The organism is Bacillus sp. 03113 (assembly GCF_006546985.1).
Taxonomy (GTDB): Bacteria; Bacillota; Bacilli; order Bacillales; family Cytobacillaceae; genus VATK01.
Window position 1 is genome coordinate 123,520 of record NZ_VATK01000011.1, and the last position, 19,315, is coordinate 142,834.

Sequence of the window (19,315 nt, forward strand, 5' to 3'; positions counted from 1 at the left end):
TTTTTTAATGGCAGGATTTTGATATACTCTTCATTTTTTTAAACATCTATCTCTAGAGTGTCGTATAAACAGTAGGCTATCCACCTCAACCATCCTCCCAATAAATTTTTCATAAGAATCTCCATTGAGGCTTCTGGCCTTGAAAATTCTCATAACCTGTCTCATTTGTTCATATATTGAATAACAACGTTAGGTGAGTGAAGGAGATAATGACCTGAAAGGGACGTTCCATCTAGAAAGGGAGATGTAGATGAATCGGAAATTGCTTTTATTATTTATTGGATGTTCCTTATTGATTGGTGCTGGTGGAACTTATGCAGGAATGAGCTGGTTTGAAAAAAAACAAGAAAATGCTTACTTTAATACAAAATCGAATGCAAAGGAGTATCCATTTTTATCGAAGGTCAGCCAAGCTTATGAGCTTATTTACGACAATTATGTTGAGGAAGTAAATAGAAGCAAGCTTGCGGAAGGAGCCATACAAGGAATGCTTTCAACCCTGAATGATCCATACTCTGTGTACATGAATCAAGAGGTGTCACAGCAATTTAATCGTTCGCTAAAATCTTCTTTTGAAGGAATTGGTGCTGAAATGAGCATGGAGGATGGCAAAATGATCATTGTGGCCCCTTTTAAAAATTCACCAGCAGAAAAAGCAGGATTAAAAGCAAATGATCAAATATTAAAGGTAGATGGAGTGAGTGTAAAAGGGTTAGATTTGTATGAGACGACCTTAAAAATTAGAGGGGTAAAAGGAACGGTTGTAAAGCTAGAGGTAGCAAGACAAGGGTTAAAAAAACCAATGATTGTTTCTGTAAAAAGAGATGAAATTCCACATCTGACAGTAAATGCTGATGTAAAAGAATATAGTGGCAAAAAAATAGGATACATTGCGATTACTTCTTTTTCAGAAAATACAGCCATAGAAATGAAGAAGGAACTAACTAACATGGAAAAGGATGACATTCAGGGTTTAATCATGGATGTCCGTGGTAATCCAGGGGGCTATTTGTCCAGTGTTCAAGAGATATTGCAAGAGTTTGTGACGAAAAAGAAACCCTATATTCAAATTGAAAAAAGAAACGGGGATAGGATGGAATATTTCTCACAATTAGAAAAAAAGAAATCATACCCAATCTCGGTGCTAATTGATCAAGGAAGTGCATCTGCTTCTGAAATATTGGCAGGTGCCTTACATGAAGCAGAAGGTTATCCGCTTGTTGGAGAAAAAACGTTTGGAAAGGGGACCGTCCAGGAGGCTGTACCAATGAAAGATGGAAGTCAAATTAAGCTTACCTTATATAAATGGCTAACGCCTAATGGAGTGTGGATTCATAAAAAAGGGATTGAGCCTACAATAGAGGTTAAACAGCCAGAATTATTTCACAATCATCCTATTCAGCTTGAAAAAACACTTGAACCGGATATGAATAATGAACAAATAAAAATCGTACAACAAATATTGGATAGTCTAGGACTTTCTCCTGGAAGGAAGGATGGGTATTTTAGTGAACGAACAGCAACTGCTGTGAAAGCCTTTCAACAACAACATGATTTGAAGGTAACGGGATTTGTCGATAAAGAAACAGCATCTATTCTTGAAAAAGCAGTTCGTACTGAAATAGCAAAGGAAGAAAACGATCTCCAGCTTCAAATTGCTATTCGCATCACAGCAAACAAAACAGAAGATTAAATTCTAATACCTGTTAAAGAACATAGTAAGAAACCGATTTTTTAATCATTCGTGTGAAACGCTGTTTCACACGCCTTGAAGCGTAGCTTCAAGGTAGCATGGTTTTCATGAAACACAGGGAGAAAGTTCACTTGTTCCCTGTGTTTCATGAAGGCTAAATGATTCAAAAATCAACTAATTAACATAGCCTAACTAAAAAAACAAGCACCACTGAAATGGTGCTTGCTCATTGAAATAGCTAAGAGCTTACTTATGGAATCGGTAAGGTACGGTTGAAACAATAACGTTTTTCTTATAAAGCAAGTATACTCGCAATAAAACGCTCGATTGGTTATGCAGGATGTTATGCCAGCTCTTTTTTGGAATAAATTGTGGGATCAGTACGGTTACAGAATAGTTATTTTTATCTGATTTACTTTCAATCGTATCCACAAATTTGGAAATCGGTGACAGGATGCTTCGATAGGAGGAGAATAATGTCACTAATCGAATTTCTGGTTTCCATTTTTTCCACTTTTCCTCAAATTGCTGTTCACTTTCTCTGTCAAATGCAATATAAACAGCAACTACATAATCTCCAATGGATTGTGCGTAATTTAAAGAGTGCTCAACAACTCTTGTGATGCCTGCAACTGGTACAATCACTACATTTCCTTCAATCTTTTCAGGAAGCTCATCCGGTTTAATTCGCAGTTGTTCGCCAACAGCATCATAATGTTTGTTGATCCGATGAAAAATGTAAACGATAATGGGTAGAAAGATTAGTACTGACCATACTTGTGTAAATTTTGTAATGAATAAAATACAAAGGACAGAAAGAGTAATGATTGCTCCAAGTAAATTAGCAAGCATCCTTGTAATCCAGCCTTTAGGTTTTTCTCGTACCCATTTAACGATCATTCCCGTTTGCGATAAAGTAAACGGAATAAATACCCCTACAGCATACAAAGGAATCAAATGCTCAGTTTGCCCTTTAAAAGCAATGATTAACAGGATGGACGCAAGTCCAAGAGTAATAATTCCGTTAGAATAGCCTAACCGATCTCCTCTCATAAGAAACATTCTCGGCATGTATTTATCAGACGCTAAGTTATAAGCTAAGAGCGGAAATGCAGAATAACCTGTATTTGCCGCAAGTACGAGAATTAGCGCTGTTGCTCCTTGAATCAGGTAATAGAATATTCCCCTGCCGAACATACTGGAAGCAAGCTGAGACACAACTGTTTCTTCTGCTTTCGGTGTGATGCCATACCAATAAGCTAAAAATGTCACACCTGTAAAAAGAACAGCTAAAATGGCACCCATCATTAATAGGGTATTGGCTGCATTTTTTGCTGCAGGTTCTTTAAAGTTTGGAATTGCATTAGAAATAGCTTCAACTCCTGTTAAGGCGGAACAGCCTGATGCAAAGGCACGAAGCAGTAAAAAGACGGTGATCCCTGGTACTGCTGCTCCTATTGGTGCATGTAAAGTAGAAGGAGCTTGCCCAGTCATAATGTTAAACAGTCCAGCAACAATAAGTAAAACAAGTGAGAAAACAAATAAATAAACTGGATAGGCGAGAACAGAAGCTGATTCTGTTACCCCTCTTAAATTCAATATTGTAATGAAGACAACAAGTAAAATGGCTATCCCAACTGTATGCTCATGTAAAGCTGGAAAAGCTGAGGTTATAGCGTCTGTTCCTGCAGACACACTAACCGCCACAGTTAAAATATAATCGACCAGTAATGAACCACCAGCAATTAATCCTGGATTGACGCCTAAATTTGTTTTAGAAACAACATAAGCTCCTCCCCCATGTGGATAGGAATGAATAATTTGACGATAGGATAAAATGAGTGCGACTAACAACACCAAAACACCAATCGCAATCGGAATCGAATACCAGAAAGCAATGACCCCAATCGTGGCAAGAACCAATAATATTTGTTCTGTTCCATATGCAACTGAAGAAAGGGCATCCGATGATAAAATAGCTAATGCCTTTAATTTATTTAATTTTTGTTCGCCTAATGCAGTTGATTTTAAAGGTCTTCCAATTAGAAACCGTTTAAATATTTGCAGCATATTAAAGCCTCCGGTGTGTAAAAATAGAATTCATATTTAGTTTCCATAAAGTTTATTTTTTGTTATTGATGCCTAAATTTTCAACAGACATACTGGGAATGCATGGAGCTTACACAGTTGTAGATAGAAAAAATTTCCTTTCATTAATAATAAAAATATAGTGAAAAGGATAGCACAAATCTTGATATAATTGAACCACCAATAGAATGAAAAATAATATTAATCATTATTTGTGAACAATTTTTGATGATAGATACATACATAAAGTATTTTATATTATTTAAAAAAATTCATGATTTTATTAAAACTTCATTTTTCACCAGACTAGCATAGGTTTTAGGATGCCATTTTGATAAAATATAATAGATCATACTGAATAAATGAGACAGATAGAGGTTGGTGACAGGATGAGTCAAGAATGGCTAATTGAAGTTTTAACAGGAGCGGGAAAGTTATTTTTGAATCCTGTGTTTTATTATCTATTCTTTTTAGCGGCGTTTTTAGGTGTATCTCGAGTGAAAAGAGAAAGAAAAAATTTTCATATCCGATCAGAAAATGCTTATTTTGAATTGAAGCAGCTGACTAGTGGGATCTTAGTTGGACTTGCGATTTCCATTTTTACGGTTATATTGGGAATTGCCCTGCCGATAGAAGCGGTTGTATTTATTGTTTTATTGACGTTTGTCTGGAGTTTTACTTTAAAATTTCGCCTATTATCTCCAGTATATACGTTAGGATTTTCCTTTTTTTTAACGATCATTGCATTAACAAAGGGCTGGAAAATCCCTTATTTTTCTCATGAATTATTAAATGTAAAGCAAGGTATTTTTCCATCGATGGCCGTATTGCTTTCGCTCATGATCATTGGGGAAGGTGTATTAATCATGAGAAATGGAAGAAAAGGTACCTCTCCTAAGCTGAAAAAAAGCAAAAGAGGACAAATTATTGGCGTTCATGAGGTAAAACGTTTATGGATGGTTCCGATTTTTCTATTTGTTCCTTTTGGCGGAATTGAAGCACCCTTTGAGTGGTGGCCGGTCTTTTCGATTGGAAATGGGTCTTACTATATTTTGTTAGTCCCTTTTATGATTGGATTTCACCAGCAAATTCAAGGTCAGCTTCCTTCAGTATCGATTACCATATTTGGAAAAAGAATCATGGCTTTTGGTATCTTGATTGCTCTTCTTACTATAATCGGTTATTGGTATCCTGTTGCTTCGATTGGTGTAGTTGCAATAGCTATCATTGGAAGAGAGCTTCTTTCTTTAAGACAAAGGATTGCGGATGAAAGCTTACCAGTCTTTTTTTCAAAAAAGAATAATGGTCTTATGATTCTTGGCATTATACCAGATTCACCTGCAAGTAAAATGGATTTACAAGTGGGAGAGCTTATAACAAAGGCAAATGGTTTTTCTGTTCAAAAAGAAAGCGAATTTTATGAAGCACTTCAGCATAATGGCGCGTATTGTAAGCTGGAAGTCCTTGATGTTAACGGACAAATTCGATTTGTTCAAAGAGCATTATACGAAGGAGATCATCATGAGCTAGGCATTTTATTCGTCCAGGATGAAAAGAAATGGGGGCATGAAGCGGTATAGTTGTTATGAGATTTCACCTAAACCTCTTCATATTTTCTCGGAATATCTTTAAAAACAGTTACTCCATATAAAAATAAAATGGGTAACTGTTTTTTTATATTTTTTTACAAAGAGTTTACAGAAAGTCAATTGAAATTAATATATAAGTAATATATTATATAAGCAAATTATTATATACTGATATTTGGTTAAATATTGGAGGTGCTTTTATGCGAGTATCAACTATTGAAATAGAAAAAGCAGCCACAATCTTAAAGTTGTTAGGGGATAAAACCCGTTTAGCAATAGTGAAGATTTTAGAATCACATGATTGTTGTGTTTGTGAATTTGTTGAAATATTTAAAACCAGCCAGCCTGCCATTAGTCAACACGTGCGCAAGTTAAAAGATTTAGGAATTGTAAGAGAAACAAGAAGAGGACAATGGATCATCTATTCATTGAACAAAGAAAACGATTATTATCCAATCGTCCAAAACTTACTTCAATATCTACCGAATCAAGAGTTTAAATTACAAGAATTAGAAAAAAATGGATTGCGAATTTCGTGTGAGTAATGGAGGTTTAAGTATTGATATCAGTTATATTAGCTTCAGTGATTTTCTTAATAACGCTTATTTTAGTTATATGGCAGCCTAAAGGTTTATCGATCGGTTGGTCTGCTTGTGGAGGAGCGATCTTTGCATTAATCGTAGGAGTAGTTGATTTTAAAGATGTAATAGATGTTACTTCTATCGTGTGGAACGCAACATTAGCTTTTATCGCAATCATTATTATTTCTCTTATATTAGATGAAATCGGTTTTTTTGAGTGGTCAGCTCTTCATATGGCAAGAGCTGCACGAGGAAACGGGGTTCGAATGTTTGTCTACGTTTCTTTATTGGGAGCACTAGTAGCAGCCTTTTTCGCTAACGATGGTGCAGCCCTTATTTTAACTCCTATTGTATTAGCGATGGTTCGAAATCTAAAATTTAATGAAAAGATGGTATTCCCTTTTATTATTGCGAGTGGTTTTATTGCGGATACGACATCTCTTCCGTTAGTCGTGAGTAATTTAGTTAACATAGTATCTGCAGACTTTTTTGGAATTAAATTTACTGAATTTGCTTCTAGGATGATTATTCCAAACATCTTTTCCTTAGTAGCAAGCATTTTGGTTTTATTTCTATTTTTCCGTAAAAGTATACCGAAAAATTATGATATCTCTCAGTTAAAACAGCCAGTGGAAGCTATTCGAGACAAAAAAATGTTTCGATTATCTTGGCTTGTGTTAGGAATCCTTTTAATTGGGTATTTTGCAAGTGAATTGACTGGAATACCTGTATCAATAATTGCGTGTATTGTAGCGATCTTTTTCCTCGCTATGGCTAGAAGAAGCACTGCTGTTAATACCCGAGCCGTCATCAAAGGAGCACCATGGGCAATCGTCTTTTTTTCTATCGGAATGTATGTAGTTGTTTATGGGTTAAGAAATGAAGGATTAACGAATATTTTAGCTGATCTTATTCAAGTGACTGCCGATCAAGGCTTATTTGCTGCAACAATAGGGATGGGGTTCATAGCTGCTATTCTTTCATCCATTATGAACAACATGCCGACTGTTATGATTGATGCACTAGCTATTGCAGATACAAATACAAGTGGCGTCGTAAGAGAAGCTCTTATTTATGCCAATGTCATTGGCTCAGATTTAGGTCCTAAAATCACCCCAATCGGTTCTCTTGCAACCCTATTATGGTTACATGTCTTATCCCAAAAAGGGGTTAAGATATCCTGGGGAACCTATTTTAAAACAGGAATTATTCTAACCATTCCAGCACTGTTTATTACTTTAGTTGGTTTATATATATGGTTGATCATTATTCACTAATTATTAAAGGAGACATGCAACATGACTAAAAAAACAATCTATTTCTTATGTACAGGTAACTCGTGTAGAAGCCAAATGGCAGAGGGCTGGGCAAAAAAACACTTAGGTGAGGAGTGGGAAGTGAAAAGTGCAGGACTTGAAGCACATGGACTAAACCCGAATGCAGTGAAAGCAATGATAGAAGCAGGAATCGATATTTCGAATCAAACATCTGATGTGATTGATCCAGAAATATTAAATAACGCTGATTTAATTGTAACACTTTGCGGTCATGCGGCAGACAATTGTCCTGTAACTCCTCCACATATCAAACGTGTACACTGGGGATTTGATGATCCTGCAAAAGCAGAGGGAACAGAAGAAGAAAAATGGGCTTTCTTCCAACGTGTTCGTGATGAAATTGGTGAAAGAATTGATCGTTTTGCTAAAATCGGTGAGTAGACACTAATTCTAAAAGCCGGGAGACTTCTCTCGGCTTTCAACTCTAAGTAAATTACATATTAACCTAAACCTAACGACAGGAGTCAGGCTTTAGAAAGGTGGAAAGAAACATGACGACTAAAAACTATCAAGAATTAATTAAAAACCGTATTTTTATTGGTGGGGCTGACGACATACAAGATGTGTTAGAACAGGATAAAGTAGACATTGTATTTGACTTAAGATCTGAAAATTCTGAAAAGAGTACAACTTATAACCGTGTTCATAGCCCTATTGTGGATGACGCCAATCAGCAGGATGAATCCGTCAACCAAGCTATTGATCAAGTTATAAAAGCATACAATGAAGGTAAAAAAGTTTACTTCCATTGTGGTGGGGGAAGCAATCGGACTGGGACTGTTGCAATCGGAACACTTTTAACTCTTGGCGAGGCTAAAACGTTGGATGAAGCTGAAAGTAAAGCTAAAGTCATCCGTCCGAAAATCAATGTTAAACCTGAATTGAAAGAAGCATTAAAAAGAATTTTTCCAAATGCTTAGAGGTGGAATTTCCTTGGTTTTATAAACGCAAAGGTCCGTCTTCTGGTCTAACTGGATTAAATCATGCAACTGCCAGAATATGCATTTCATATAATCAAGAGTCCGGGTTTACAAACGACGTAACCTTGATATGTGGAATCACTACTTTATGTCCGTGTTCTAAAGAAATTAGTGAGTATAGTACGCATAACCAGCGTGGCTATGTCACCATGAAAGTTCGTCTTTCAGATGATTATGACGAAGAACAAGATTGGAAAAAAGCTTTACTAGATGCAGCCGAATCAAATACAAGTTCATGTATTTATCCTGTATTAAAGAGGCCGGACGAAAAAATAGTTACGGAAAAGGCGTACGAAAACCCTCGTTTTGTAGAGGACATGGTGTCTCGTGGCAGCTGACCTTTATGAAATTGAATAGATAGCATCTTTTACAGTAGAATATAAGAATGAGGAGTCTATTCATTTACATGATGCAATAGCTACACTTTCATATGCTAAATAAAGAAATAAGCTGATTCTGGTGAAGAATCAGCTTATTTCTATCCTTCCTGAGTTATAAGGAATCCATTTCCACCCTTCTTTACATTACGTCTAATCCTGGAATGGAACTCTCCCTACTCTTTATATCGTAATACGTTATTTCTAGATTGAGTTACGGAGAATCCTCTTCCTCCTACGTACGATTAGAACGAATATATTTCCAAAACCATTGGATACAAAGGCCACAAATTAAAAACAATACAAGGATGAGTGTAATGGTTGCTCCAGGAGGTGTCCCTATTTTATACGAAGATGCAAGCCCTATAAACATGCTAATAACGCCTATTGCCATACTAAACAGAATAGCTGCTTTAAATCCTTTTACCATGCGCATTGAAATAGCCGCTGGTAGTACCATGAGTGCTGAAACAAGTAATGCTCCTATAATAGGCATCATAACGGATATGGTTAGACCTGTTAACACGCTAAAAGACAAGGATAACCATTTTGTAGGCAATCCACTTGTAAAGGCTGTATCCTCATCAAACGTTAACACGTACATAGGGCGTTGAAAAATTAGATAATAAACTCCTGCCAAGATACAAACTATTACTAAGAAACGAAGCTGTTCCTTACTAATGGTGATAATAGATCCAAATAAATATTGTTCCACATTAGTGGAGATTCCGCCCTGATCTAAACTCATTAGGACGAGAGCAAAGGATAAGCCTGTTGCCATGAGGATAGCTACGGATACTTCTGAATATGTACGATAGGTATTTCTCATATATTCAATGCCTATTGCTCCAATAATAATAACGATAATCGTAACTAAATTGACATTAGAACGAAGTGTTAGACCGAGCGCTACTCCAGCTAATGAAATATGAGAAAGGGTATCCGCCATTAAAGACTGGCGTCTTAAAATCAAAAACATCCCTAATATGGGGGCTATGACGGCAATTAATCCACCGGCGCAAAATGCTCGCTGCATGAACCCAAAGTGAAGCATCTCCATTGTGTGTTCTCCTTTCTTTCTAGATAAATTTTTCGATCTGCATACGGTTTTACATCATCCAAGTCATGTGTAACCATGATGACCGTTCTTCCATGCTCTGTAACATGGTGTCTCATCAATTGATAAAAATGATTGCGACTTTCAAAATCCATTCCGGTTGTAGGCTCATCTAAAACCAAAATGCATGGTTCAGAAGCTAAGATACGAGCGATACAAATGCGTTGCTTTTGTCCACCTGATAGCTCTCCAATCTTGCTATTACGAAATTTCCACATATCGACTCCAAGTAACGCTTGCTTAACATGCTCATGATCTTTTTTAGAAAGTGAACGGAACCACCTTCCACGAGGAAAACGGCCAGATTGTACAAGCTCCAACACGGTACTTGGAAATCCTATATTAAAGGAAGAAACTTGTTGTGGGACGTAACCAACGATAACCTTCTTTCCTTGTTCATTTTTTTTACTAATGTTTACAGTTCCTCTCCAAGGCTTTAGTAAGCCCAACATAATTCGTAACAGAGTAGACTTTGCCGCTCCGTTCGGTCCAGTCAGTGTAACAAACTCACCACTATGTATATCGAGAGAAATATCTTCTAAAATGGTTTCATTTCCAAACTTAAATTGAACCTGATTCATAGATATTAGCTTCATGAAATACTCCTTGTCCTTTCTTTTAGCGTAAGCAGAAAAAGTACGTTTTACATGATTGTAAAACGTACTACTACTTCTATTGCATAATAGATTGTTTTAATGCATCCAAGTTCTTTTTCATATAACTAATATAGTCAATTCCCTTGTCTTGTTCTTCTTTCTTAATTCCTTCAATCGGACTTAATACAACTGTTTTTGCTCCTGTTTCATCCGCGAGAGTTTTCGCTACTTTTGGAGAAGCTACTTCTTCAAAGTAAATCACTTGAATATTGTTGTCTTTCACATACTTTTGAAGTTCCACTAATTTGGCTGGACTTGGTTCCTGGTCAGGAGCAAGACCAGCAATTGGAACTTGAGTAAGGCCATATTCTTTTGCTAAATATCCAAATGCCGCATGCTGCGTTACAAATTCTTTACGTTTTGCATGACCAAGCGTTGTTTTAAATTGGTTATCTAAATCTTTTAGCTTTGCAGAAAATTGATCTGCATTTTTTTCATAGTCTTGTTTATGTGCTTGATCTACTTCTATAACTGCTTTCTTAATATTTTCTACTTCTTTTTGGGCTAGCACTGGATCTAACCATACATGAGGATCCATCGGATGTTCTTGTTCCTTATCAGTATGCTCATCATCTTCTTCCTCTGTAGTACCTTCCATAAGTGAAATATCCTTACTTGCCTCTACCACTTTTATTTTTTTATTATCCAGGCTTTTTAGTACTTTAGGTACCCATGTTTCCATAGAGTCGCTGTTGTATACAAATACATCAGCATTTTCAATTTTAGCAATATCTTTTGGGGAGGGTTCAAAATCGTGTGGTTCTGTCCCCGCAGGAACTAATATATCTACTTTTCCATTAGATCCAACCACATTTTTTGCAAAGTCGTACATAGGATAAAATGTTGTAACGACCTTAAGAGACTCATCTTGTTTATTATTGCTTTTTGAGTCATCTTGTTTTGAGCAGCCTACAATAGCAGTAGAAAGAGCTAAAGCAGTTACTAATGCACCATACTTCCATTTTTTCATGATTTACTCATTCTCCTTTTTCAAATATGTAACTAATATAAATAATAATAATTACGATTTACGAAAAATAATACTACGACCATTATCTTCAATCATCAATACTCATATGATTCTTTCCCACGAAAGAAGAGGGGGTGTTATAAATCGTAATAATTACGTTTTATAAATAAAAGGTACCTTATATTAGGAAGTAATGTCAATGGGCTTGGAAGATTATTATGTAATATTTAAAGAATAGATTTATTTTGCAGGAGTTTTTCACTTACAAATAGAAAACTATCATCTACAACATAAATCATAATCATTACGTTTTAAGGAGGGGTTATAATAATCGCGATTTATTTTAGGTATAAATGAATATAAGTTTTGTTACTAGTAATAATGTATATAATAAATCGTAATTATTTCGTTTTAAGGAGGGATCTATTATGAAGGGGTGCGGAATCATGCTTAACGATTTATATAGGCAGACCATTATAAATCATAATAAACAGCGACGAAACCACTATGAGCTTCAAGGAGAACATGTTATAAAGATTCATTATAAAAATCCTACCTGCGGAGACGTTATGACCCTATATACGAGGCTGGAGAATGATAAGGTTAAAGACATTTCATTCCTAGGAGAGGGATGTAGTATTAGTATAGCTTCTTCTTCTATGATGACAGAACTTATAAAAGGGAAGTCCCTTGAGGATGTAGCAAGTCTGCGGATTAGTGCAGAAAAACTAATTCGAACAGGAGAAACAGTAGATTCAGATTTAGGAGATTGGCTTTCCTTAGAAGGTGTTCATAAATTAAGAGCTAGACATAACTGTGCTCTTATGCCGTGGCAAGCGTATGATAAAATGCTTAAAACTTTGAATAGAATGGAGTAGATAAAGGTGGCAAATCAATCATTAATTCCAGTTACAATTTTAACAGGATTTTTAGGAGCTGGTAAGACAACGTTATTAAATTACATCCTATCTGAGCAGCATAACCAAAAAATTGCAGTCATCGTGAATGAGTTTGGTGAAATTGGAATTGATAATCAACTTGTAGTAGGAGCAGATGAAGAAATTTTCGAGATGAACAACGGATGTATTTGCTGTACGGTTCGTGGAGACTTAATTCGTATACTCCAACAGCTCTATAGTGCAAGGAAAGAAGGAAAAGCAGCATTTGATCGTGTTGTTATCGAAACAACAGGCCTAGCAGATCCAGGTCCAGTAGCTCAAACATTCCTAGTAGAACCAACTATTCAGCAGCATTACTATGTAAATGCTATTGTTACTGTAATTGATGCCTTACATATTAGTGATCAGTTAGATAGGGATCATGAGGCTCAAGAACAAGTCGCGTTTGCAGACGTTTTATTGTTAAATAAAACGGATTTGGTTTCCTCTAGTACATTGCAGGCTGTAGAACAACGTTTACGTAATATGAATGCTACTGCAACTGTAATTCATACACAAAACTGTAGAGTTGATTTAAAACAAATCCTAGAAATCGATACTTTTGATGTAGATGTAAAGCTACAAATAGATCCTTACCTGTTGGATGCAGAGGGGCATCATCACCATCATGATGACACTGTTTCATCTATTGTATTACGAGAAGAAAGGCCATTAGATTTAAGGAAAATAGATCAATGGATGAGTTATCTTGTACAAGAAATGGGCCCAGATTTGTATCGCTATAAAGGTATTTTAAACGTAGCAGGAGAAAAACGTCGAGTGGTTTTTCAAGGGCTCCATATGCTATTTGCGGGTCATGAAGAGCGAGAATGGAAAGAGACTGAAAATAAGATAAGCGAGCTTGTTTTTATCGGAAAAAACCTTGATCGAGATTGGTTTCAAAAGCAGTTTACGAACTGCATTGCAGAAGAATCTCAATCGAAATCTGTTTCATGAGGAGATATAAAACCCTTATAGAGAAAGACATCCCTAAAGAATACCTAGGTAATTGCTGTTATTTAAGATGGTGTGCTAATGATTCAAATAATTAGTAAACAAAAACTATAACAGAAAGGATGAGATCTCATTGGCTAAAAAATCAAAAATTGTAAAAGAGAAAAAGCGTCAAAAGCAAAATATGCAGAGTAAAGAAAAGAGCTAAAAGAAAAAGGGAATTACGAAGCATTACGAAAGCTGCCACGAGATTCACCCCCCACACGCTTACGTAATCGTTGTGAGATAACTGGGAGACCTAGAGGAAACTTGCGAAAGTTTAAAATGTCTCGAATTAAATTTAGGGAACTTGCATATAAAGGACAAATACCAGGGGTGAAAAAATCCAGTTGGTAAGAGATGAAACATAAGGTTTTATGCTGTTTAGTGATTTGTCTCTTGTTATACTAGTTTTTTGTATAAGAACCTCTTTGTCCGTAATAACGAGTTTAGAAAAACAAGAGCAGATTTTTCTTAGAATAGATAAATCTGCTCGTTTTATGTTGGATTTTGCTTAGCGTATATTTTCGTTAATTATCATAATGTTGGCTGCACCCTTAGAATTTTTTTATAAAAACTAGGAATAGAAACGTCTAAACGAAAAGGACTCCTAAAACATTGGACTCCTTCTTTCCATAAATAAAACATCTCTCCAAATACCTTTATGTTTTCCGATCTTTTCTCTTATTCCAACTTCCCGGAAACCACAACCTATATGAGTATGAATACTTGCTTTATTTTCAGGAAATATCCCAGACTGCAAGGTCCAGTACCCTTTTTTCTCAGAGTGATCAATTAATGTTTCTAACAGTTTTTTTCCTAACCCTTTCCCATGATAATCAGGATGGAGATAAATACTGACTTCTCCAACTCCCTCATAGATGCATCGGCTTGATACCTTGCTTATAGAAGCCCAACCAATGGTTTGAAGTGGATGGTTATTCATTAGAACCAGGCTGCAAGATAGATCATGACTGTTTTTCCAACTTTCCCAGTCAGGTATTGTGGTCTCAAATGTGGAGTTTCCTGTTTCAATGCCAAGGCGATAGATAGTAGATACTTGTTCCCAATGATCCTTGGTTAATAAATCAATATGAATGTTCATCTTTATCTTCCTTTTCTTTAAGTTGCTCTTCTTTTTGGCAGCAAGCTGCTTCTTCTTTTTTATCAACTTCTTCAATAATGATATTGCAGCAATCATTTTTCTTTTCTGTTTTGAATAATTTTTGAAATAAACTCAACGATATCACCTCCTAGATAAAGTAAAATAAGAATCCTGAAATCGTCGACATACTGAATACGGAAAGAACGAAGGCAAAGACTAATTTCTTTTTGAAAATACTATTGAGTAAAGTGACCTCTGGCAAACTAGCCCCAGCAGAACTAATAATAAGAGCCATAACTGGACCTAATGCCATTCCTTTTGCAATCATAATCTGGGAGATTGGAATCATCGTTGATAAACGGATATATAGGGGGATTCCTACAATAGCTGCAATCGGAACAAGCCACCAATTATCTCCTCCAAAATATTGAGCAATAAATTTAGTTGGTACAGCTCCGTGGATAATAGAACCAATGGCAGCCCCTATTAGAAGATAAGGATACACCGTTTTTATGAGTGTTATGGTTTCTGAAAAGGCGCTCTTTAAATTAAATCCTTTTGTTTCTGGCACATAATTTTTGACTAATACGTTTTTCACTTCTTTTTCAAAACCTAACTTTTCAAGACTAAATCCAATGATGATGGAAAGGACGGTTGTGATAAGGGTGTAATAAATAGCTACTTTCCACCCAAGTAATGCGGTCATAATAGTTAGAATCGTTGGATCTAAGACGGGCGATGAAAAAAGAAAGATCATTACAATGCCAAATCGAATTCGATTGTTTAATAAATTAACGACCACAGGTATCGTGGAGCATGAACAAAATGGAGTGACAAATGCGAAAAAAATAGCGATCAATGCACTAACGAGTGGATGACTCTTCTCCATGAGCTGTTCCATTTTTTCATAAGGAACAAATGCTTGAATGATGTTAATAATAAATGAAATTCCAATAAATAAAATGGTTAATTCAAAAGCAATCCATAAAAAACTCTTGAAAACTTCGAACCACATTGTAGGTCCTCCTTCATTTAGTTGCGAAATGCAAGTATGAATTTATTTAAAAAGCAAGTATATGTACTTGCTTATTGAACAGGTTTACAGCACATTTTACTCTTGGCCATAGATTCATTGAGTAAGGTTAAGGAACGGATGACCGTTTCTTTTTCAAAATCAGTCATATATGAAAATACTTCATTTAGGAACTGATTCATTTGGGTATCAATTGATGTTGCGATTATTTTTCCTTGCGTCGTTAAATGGAGTTCATACACTCTTTTATCTTGAAAGGACTGTCTTTTTTCGACCAATTCCATCTTAATCAAGCTCTGAATTTGTCTGCTAAAAGTAGTGATATCCATTCCTAATATTTCTGATATTTCCTGCATAGATGGGTGATGTCTTTTATCAATTTCATATAAGATATGACTTTGAACAAGAGAGATTTCTGTTGTTCCTATAGAACAGCAGTTTTTATCTAGTAATCCAAATCTTCTCATAGTTGTCTGCAAAATTTCACGGAGATTTTCCATTCTTATAACCTCATTTCATACTTTAATGATTATTTACCAATTGTTTATAGGCAAATTGAAAACTACGCTCTGTTTTTTCTCCACGGGAACATGAATCTCCTTGAAAGAATTGAGTAATGATGTAGCTTTTCGCTTCCTCAACATCGATTTCAAACACAGTCATGATTAAATGAAAGTAGGAATGAAAATATTCAATCGATAGATTCCCTGAATTATTAACAATCACGATTATCACTTTCCTTACATCAAATATTATTGATTTAATTTTATTATATATAATTACTTGTAAAACGCAACTATTTTTTAATGTTTTTTTTCTTTAATATGGCAAATATGGCTTTTTCAATGGATACATTTTGCTGATTAGTATTTCAAAGGAAGACAAAAATAAAGAGAGTGTGTAATAGGAATTCACAAACTTTTTGGTTCCTTCTTGAATAAACTTGCTGCGTTAGTGCAATAAGTAAAAACGATATTGCTATTAAAATATGTAGAAGATTGGTTTATCTTTTTTACAATCAGTTAAACTTTATTTCAAATTCACAGTTGTAAGCTTGATCTTATCTGTTGTTACCTCTTTTAAAATTGTTTGACACACATATTAGACAGAGCTAATATGATGTTAACAAAACATATTAGCTCAATCTAATATGTTAGGGGGGAAATAGATGCAATATATCGAAATTGACACAAAAGTTAAATTAATTCATGGGTTTTCGAATAAAACAAGGCTTCAAATTCTCGAATGTATAAAAGATAAAGAAAAAACGGTATCTCAAATTGTAGAAGAGATCAACGGGAATCAATCAAATATTTCACAGCACCTTGCCTGTTTAAAAGGCTGTGGAATTATTGTTGGAAGAAATGAAGGGAAATACTGTTTTTACAGTTTACGTAACCAACATATAAGAGATCTATTAGCAATGTTCGATGTAGTACTTAACGATGTTCAAAATGATGTTGCATGTTGCGACCGTCATGTATATTAGGGGTGTTAAATATGGCTGACAAATGCTGTAGCACAAATAAAAGTGCTGAAACAACTGTAAAAAAGATTTCAAGTTGTTGTACCGGCAGCAAAGATACTTTAGATAATCCTTCTTCGGTACCTAATTTGATTCAGATAGAAGCGAATTGTTGCAGTAGTTCCCAATCGAGTGAAAATAACCGAAATGTTTTAACCCCGATTAAGAGTGAAATCAAAAAACTCGGATATTCCGTAGAATCTATAAATCAAAATAAACATATAAAAACATACAATATTGAAGGTATGGACTGTGGAAGTTGTGCTAAAAGCATAGAAAATCACTTTAGTACCCATCCATCCGTTAAAAATGTAAGTGTTAATTTCTCAACTGGGAAAATGAAAATTGAACATTCCAACAGTATAGATGAAATTATTTCTGAAGTTTCTAAAATCGGATATAAAGCTTCATTACAATCAAAAAATAAATTGATACAACCTAACAAAAATAAAAATAAAAATGGTCTTATTATTATATCTGGTGTACTAATAGCTTTTGGTTTTATCGGTTCATTTACTGGAGTTTCTACCTTGATGTCTACGTTGCTATACGCAATTGTAATGGTGATAAGTGGTTATAAGCCAGTTAAGAGTGCATTCTATTCTATAAAAAGCCGTTCACTGGATATGAATGTTCTAATGTCTGCTGCGGCAATTGGAGCTTCTCTAATAGGTGAATGGTTTGAAGGGGCTACCGTTGTTTGGTTATTTGCTATTGGTAATTTCCTGCAAACTAAATCTATAGAACGGACAAGGAATTCAATTCGTAATCTTATGGATTTAGCTCCTCCAGAAGCTTGGGTTAAAATTGGTTCTGAGATTATTAATAAGTCTGTTGAAGATATATCTGTTGGGCAGACCATCATTGTTAAACCAGGTGATAAAATTCCATTAGACGGTGAAATCGTTCAAGGAGAATCAAGCGTCAATCAGGCTCCTATTACAGGAGAATCTATTCCTGTAGATAAGGAAATTGGTGACACAGTATACGCAGGGACTATAAATGAAAATGGATCCCTTGAAATTAAGGTTACAAAGTTAGTTGAAGATACAACCATATCAAAAATCATTCACCTAGTTGAAGAAGCACAGGAACAAAAAGCTCCAACAGAAGCGTTTGTTGATAAGTTTGCTAGTATTTATACACCAATTGTATTTATTCTAGCTTTGGTGATTATCATTTTGCCTCCACTCCTAGGAATAGGCATTTGGGGAGATTGGTTTTATAAAGGTCTAGAACTAATAGTTGTAGCTTGTCCTTGTGCATTGGTAATTTCTACTCCTGTTGCGATCGTATCCGCCATAGGGAATGCTGCTAAAAGCGGAGTCTTAATTAAAGGTGGAACGTTTTTAGAAAAAGCAGGTGCCATCACTGCCATTGCATTCGATAAAACAGGTACTTTGACTGAAGGAAAGCCTAAAGTAACAGAAATCAAGGCGTTAAACGTATCAGAAGAGGAATTACTTTCAATAGCCTTAACACTAGAAGATTATTCAACACATCCTATAGCAAAGGCAATCGTTCAATATGCCAATGAAAAAGGAACTCAACCTAAAGATGGTGAGTTATTTAAAAGTATTGTTGGAAAAGGCGTTCAAGCGACTATTGAAGGAGATATTTTTTACGCTGGTAATCTTAAACTTTTTGAAGAATTTAATGTACAGTTAGACAATATAAAAAGCCATGTTCTTGAAATACAGAACAAAGGGAAAACGGTGGTTATAATAGGGACTCAACATCAAATAATGGGGTTAATTGCAGTCTCGGATACAATACGTGAAACTGCTACTTCAGCTTTAAAAGCATTAAATCAAAGTGGAGTTAATCAAACTGTTATGTTGACTGGAGATAATGAAGGAACTGCAAAAATGATTGCATCAGCAGCTAATGTTAATCGATTTTTCGCAGATTTATTGCCAGAAGACAAAGTTGATGCTATTAAGAAGTTACAAAAAGAAGGACATAAGGTTGCAATGGTAGGAGACGGAATAAATGATGCTCCAGCACTCGCAACAGCAGATTTAGGTATTGCGATGGGTGGTGCAGGAACTGGTACCGCAATGGAGACAGCAGATATTGTTTTAATGGCTGATAATCTAGATAAACTTCCTCATACAATGAAGTTAAGCAGAAAAGCTTTAACGATTATTAAACAAAATATTTGGTTCTCTATCATTATTAAAGTCATTGCGCTAGTTTTAATCTTCCCAGGTTGGCTTACACTTTGGATGGCTGTATTAAGTGATACAGGTGCTGCATTAATTGTTATCTTAAATTCATTAAGATTGTTAAAGTTTAAAGAATAGATATTTATGAGATGTTTCTTAATTAGA

The 19,315-nt window shown here is 35.3% G+C and carries 19 protein-coding genes and 2 pseudogenes; 12 read left to right on the plus strand and 9 right to left on the minus strand.

From position 1 onward, the window contains the following. Positions 1-250 precede the first annotated feature (250 nt). The gene (locus tag FDO66_RS12320; protein WP_141432950.1) at positions 251-1,693 is read left to right on the plus strand and encodes a S41 family peptidase; all 1,443 of its coding nucleotides are present in this window, start codon (positions 251-253) and stop codon (positions 1,691-1,693) included. Positions 1,694-1,939: 246 nt separating this feature from the next. On the opposite strand, the gene FDO66_RS12325 is transcribed toward FDO66_RS12320, so the two are convergent. Then, on the minus strand, positions 1,940-3,763 hold the full coding sequence (locus FDO66_RS12325) for an APC family permease (RefSeq protein WP_141432951.1): 1,824 nt from the start codon (positions 3,761-3,763) through the stop codon (positions 1,940-1,942). 407 nt (positions 3,764-4,170) lie between these two features. On the opposite strand from FDO66_RS12325, the gene FDO66_RS12330 reads away from it, so the two are divergent. From FDO66_RS12330 to FDO66_RS12355, 6 genes and pseudogenes are all read left to right on the plus strand, one after another. Further along, entirely contained in the window at positions 4,171-5,361 is a 1,191-nt protein-coding gene (locus tag FDO66_RS12330; RefSeq protein WP_141432952.1) for a PDZ domain-containing protein, read from the plus strand. A gap of 209 nt (positions 5,362-5,570) precedes the next feature. After that, positions 5,571-5,915 carry an ArsR/SmtB family transcription factor gene (locus FDO66_RS12335; protein WP_141432953.1) on the plus strand — a complete coding sequence of 115 codons (345 nt, stop codon included), beginning with the start codon at positions 5,571-5,573 and terminating at the stop codon, positions 5,913-5,915. Between the two features lie 14 nt (positions 5,916-5,929). Next, positions 5,930-7,228 carry an arsenic transporter gene (locus FDO66_RS12340; protein ID WP_141432954.1) on the plus strand — a complete coding sequence of 433 codons (1,299 nt, stop codon included), beginning with the start codon at positions 5,930-5,932 and terminating at the stop codon, positions 7,226-7,228. Between the two features lie 21 nt (positions 7,229-7,249). Beyond that, positions 7,250-7,669, plus strand: a complete 420-nt coding sequence (gene arsC, locus FDO66_RS12345) for an arsenate reductase (thioredoxin) (protein ID WP_141432955.1) — start codon at positions 7,250-7,252, stop codon at positions 7,667-7,669. Between the two features lie 110 nt (positions 7,670-7,779). Further along, entirely contained in the window at positions 7,780-8,208 is a 429-nt protein-coding gene (locus FDO66_RS12350; RefSeq protein ID WP_141432956.1) for a protein-tyrosine phosphatase family protein, read from the plus strand. Beyond that, positions 8,205-8,709: pseudogene (locus FDO66_RS12355) on the plus strand (GTP cyclohydrolase, FolE2/MptA family); the annotation flags it as partial. The gene FDO66_RS12350 and the pseudogene FDO66_RS12355, both read left to right, overlap by 4 nt. Before the next feature lie 171 nt (positions 8,710-8,880). Here the strand turns inward: FDO66_RS12355 and FDO66_RS12360 are convergent. From FDO66_RS12360 to FDO66_RS12370, 3 genes are all read right to left on the minus strand, one after another. Next, complete coding sequence (locus FDO66_RS12360; RefSeq protein ID WP_141432957.1) at positions 8,881-9,705, minus strand: metal ABC transporter permease; 825 nt, start codon at positions 9,703-9,705, stop codon at positions 8,881-8,883. Then, positions 9,651-10,358 carry a metal ABC transporter ATP-binding protein gene (locus tag FDO66_RS12365; RefSeq protein WP_141432958.1) on the minus strand — a complete coding sequence of 236 codons (708 nt, stop codon included), beginning with the start codon at positions 10,356-10,358 and terminating at the stop codon, positions 9,651-9,653. The genes FDO66_RS12360 and FDO66_RS12365 overlap by 55 nt, the downstream gene beginning before the upstream one ends. A gap of 76 nt (positions 10,359-10,434) precedes the next feature. After that, positions 10,435-11,388, minus strand: coding sequence for a metal ABC transporter substrate-binding protein (locus FDO66_RS12370; protein WP_141432959.1), 954 nt, complete (start codon positions 11,386-11,388; stop codon positions 10,435-10,437). 446 nt (positions 11,389-11,834) lie between these two features. Here FDO66_RS12370 and sufU point away from each other — a divergent pair, with 446 nt between their 5' ends. From sufU to rpsN, 3 genes and pseudogenes are all read left to right on the plus strand, one after another. Beyond that, positions 11,835-12,266 (plus strand): Fe-S cluster assembly sulfur transfer protein SufU, encoded by a 432-nt coding sequence (sufU, locus tag FDO66_RS12375; protein ID WP_141433029.1) that lies wholly within the window; start codon positions 11,835-11,837, stop codon positions 12,264-12,266. Further along, the gene (locus FDO66_RS12380; RefSeq protein WP_141432960.1) at positions 12,267-13,283 is read left to right on the plus strand and encodes a CobW family GTP-binding protein; all 1,017 of its coding nucleotides are present in this window, start codon (positions 12,267-12,269) and stop codon (positions 13,281-13,283) included. A 130-nt stretch (positions 13,284-13,413) separates the two neighbouring features. Then, positions 13,414-13,676, plus strand: a pseudogene (gene rpsN / locus FDO66_RS12385) (30S ribosomal protein S14). Between the two features lie 253 nt (positions 13,677-13,929). Here the strand turns inward: rpsN and FDO66_RS12390 are convergent. The 5 genes from FDO66_RS12390 to FDO66_RS12405 form a co-directional block, all read right to left on the minus strand. Beyond that, on the minus strand, positions 13,930-14,424 hold the full coding sequence (locus FDO66_RS12390; RefSeq protein ID WP_141432961.1) for a GNAT family N-acetyltransferase: 495 nt from the start codon (positions 14,422-14,424) through the stop codon (positions 13,930-13,932). Beyond that, positions 14,408-14,560: a hypothetical protein gene (locus tag FDO66_RS20885; protein ID WP_181444555.1), complete on the minus strand. Its 153-nt coding sequence runs from the start codon at positions 14,558-14,560 to the stop codon at positions 14,408-14,410. Before FDO66_RS20885 ends, FDO66_RS12390 begins: the two co-directional genes overlap by 17 nt. A 12-nt stretch (positions 14,561-14,572) precedes the next feature. Then, positions 14,573-15,439, minus strand: coding sequence for a permease (locus FDO66_RS12395; protein WP_141432962.1), 867 nt, complete (start codon positions 15,437-15,439; stop codon positions 14,573-14,575). Between the two features lie 71 nt (positions 15,440-15,510). Beyond that, on the minus strand, positions 15,511-15,957 hold the full coding sequence (locus FDO66_RS12400) for a MarR family winged helix-turn-helix transcriptional regulator (protein ID WP_141432963.1): 447 nt from the start codon (positions 15,955-15,957) through the stop codon (positions 15,511-15,513). A 22-nt stretch (positions 15,958-15,979) separates the two neighbouring features. Continuing rightward, positions 15,980-16,183, minus strand: a complete 204-nt coding sequence (locus tag FDO66_RS12405) for a hypothetical protein (RefSeq protein WP_141432964.1) — start codon at positions 16,181-16,183, stop codon at positions 15,980-15,982. 442 nt (positions 16,184-16,625) lie between these two features. Between FDO66_RS12405 and FDO66_RS12410 the strand changes: the two genes are divergently transcribed. Next, positions 16,626-16,946, plus strand: a complete 321-nt coding sequence (locus tag FDO66_RS12410; protein ID WP_141432965.1) for an ArsR/SmtB family transcription factor — start codon at positions 16,626-16,628, stop codon at positions 16,944-16,946. Between the two features lie 11 nt (positions 16,947-16,957). Further along, positions 16,958-19,288 (plus strand): heavy metal translocating P-type ATPase, encoded by a 2,331-nt coding sequence (locus FDO66_RS12415; RefSeq protein WP_181444556.1) that lies wholly within the window; start codon positions 16,958-16,960, stop codon positions 19,286-19,288. Positions 19,289-19,315: the final 27 nt, after the last annotated feature.

Bases quoted from the DNA above. Each gene is read 5' to 3' on its own strand.
- FDO66_RS12320 (WP_141432950.1), top strand. From the start codon at position 251: ATGAATCGGAAATTGCTTTTATTATTTATTGGATGTTCCTTATTGATT.
- FDO66_RS12325 (WP_141432951.1), bottom strand. From the start codon at position 3,763: ATGCTGCAAATATTTAAACGGTTTCTAATTGGAAGACCTTTAAAATCA.
- FDO66_RS12330 (WP_141432952.1), top strand. From the start codon at position 4,171: ATGAGTCAAGAATGGCTAATTGAAGTTTTAACAGGAGCGGGAAAGTTA.
- FDO66_RS12335 (WP_141432953.1), top strand. From the start codon at position 5,571: ATGCGAGTATCAACTATTGAAATAGAAAAAGCAGCCACAATCTTAAAG.
- arsC (WP_141432955.1), top strand. From the start codon at position 7,250: ATGACTAAAAAAACAATCTATTTCTTATGTACAGGTAACTCGTGTAGA.
- FDO66_RS12350 (WP_141432956.1), top strand. From the start codon at position 7,780: ATGACGACTAAAAACTATCAAGAATTAATTAAAAACCGTATTTTTATT.
- FDO66_RS12360 (WP_141432957.1), bottom strand. From the start codon at position 9,705: ATGGAGATGCTTCACTTTGGGTTCATGCAGCGAGCATTTTGCGCCGGT.
- FDO66_RS12365 (WP_141432958.1), bottom strand. From the start codon at position 10,358: ATGAAGCTAATATCTATGAATCAGGTTCAATTTAAGTTTGGAAATGAA.
- FDO66_RS12370 (WP_141432959.1), bottom strand. From the start codon at position 11,388: ATGAAAAAATGGAAGTATGGTGCATTAGTAACTGCTTTAGCTCTTTCT.
- sufU (WP_141433029.1), top strand. From the start codon at position 11,835: ATGCTTAACGATTTATATAGGCAGACCATTATAAATCATAATAAACAG.
- FDO66_RS12390 (WP_141432961.1), bottom strand. From the start codon at position 14,424: ATGAACATTCATATTGATTTATTAACCAAGGATCATTGGGAACAAGTA.
- FDO66_RS12395 (WP_141432962.1), bottom strand. From the start codon at position 15,439: ATGTGGTTCGAAGTTTTCAAGAGTTTTTTATGGATTGCTTTTGAATTA.
- FDO66_RS12400 (WP_141432963.1), bottom strand. From the start codon at position 15,957: ATGGAAAATCTCCGTGAAATTTTGCAGACAACTATGAGAAGATTTGGA.
- FDO66_RS12410 (WP_141432965.1), top strand. From the start codon at position 16,626: ATGCAATATATCGAAATTGACACAAAAGTTAAATTAATTCATGGGTTT.
- FDO66_RS12415 (WP_181444556.1), top strand. From the start codon at position 16,958: ATGGCTGACAAATGCTGTAGCACAAATAAAAGTGCTGAAACAACTGTA.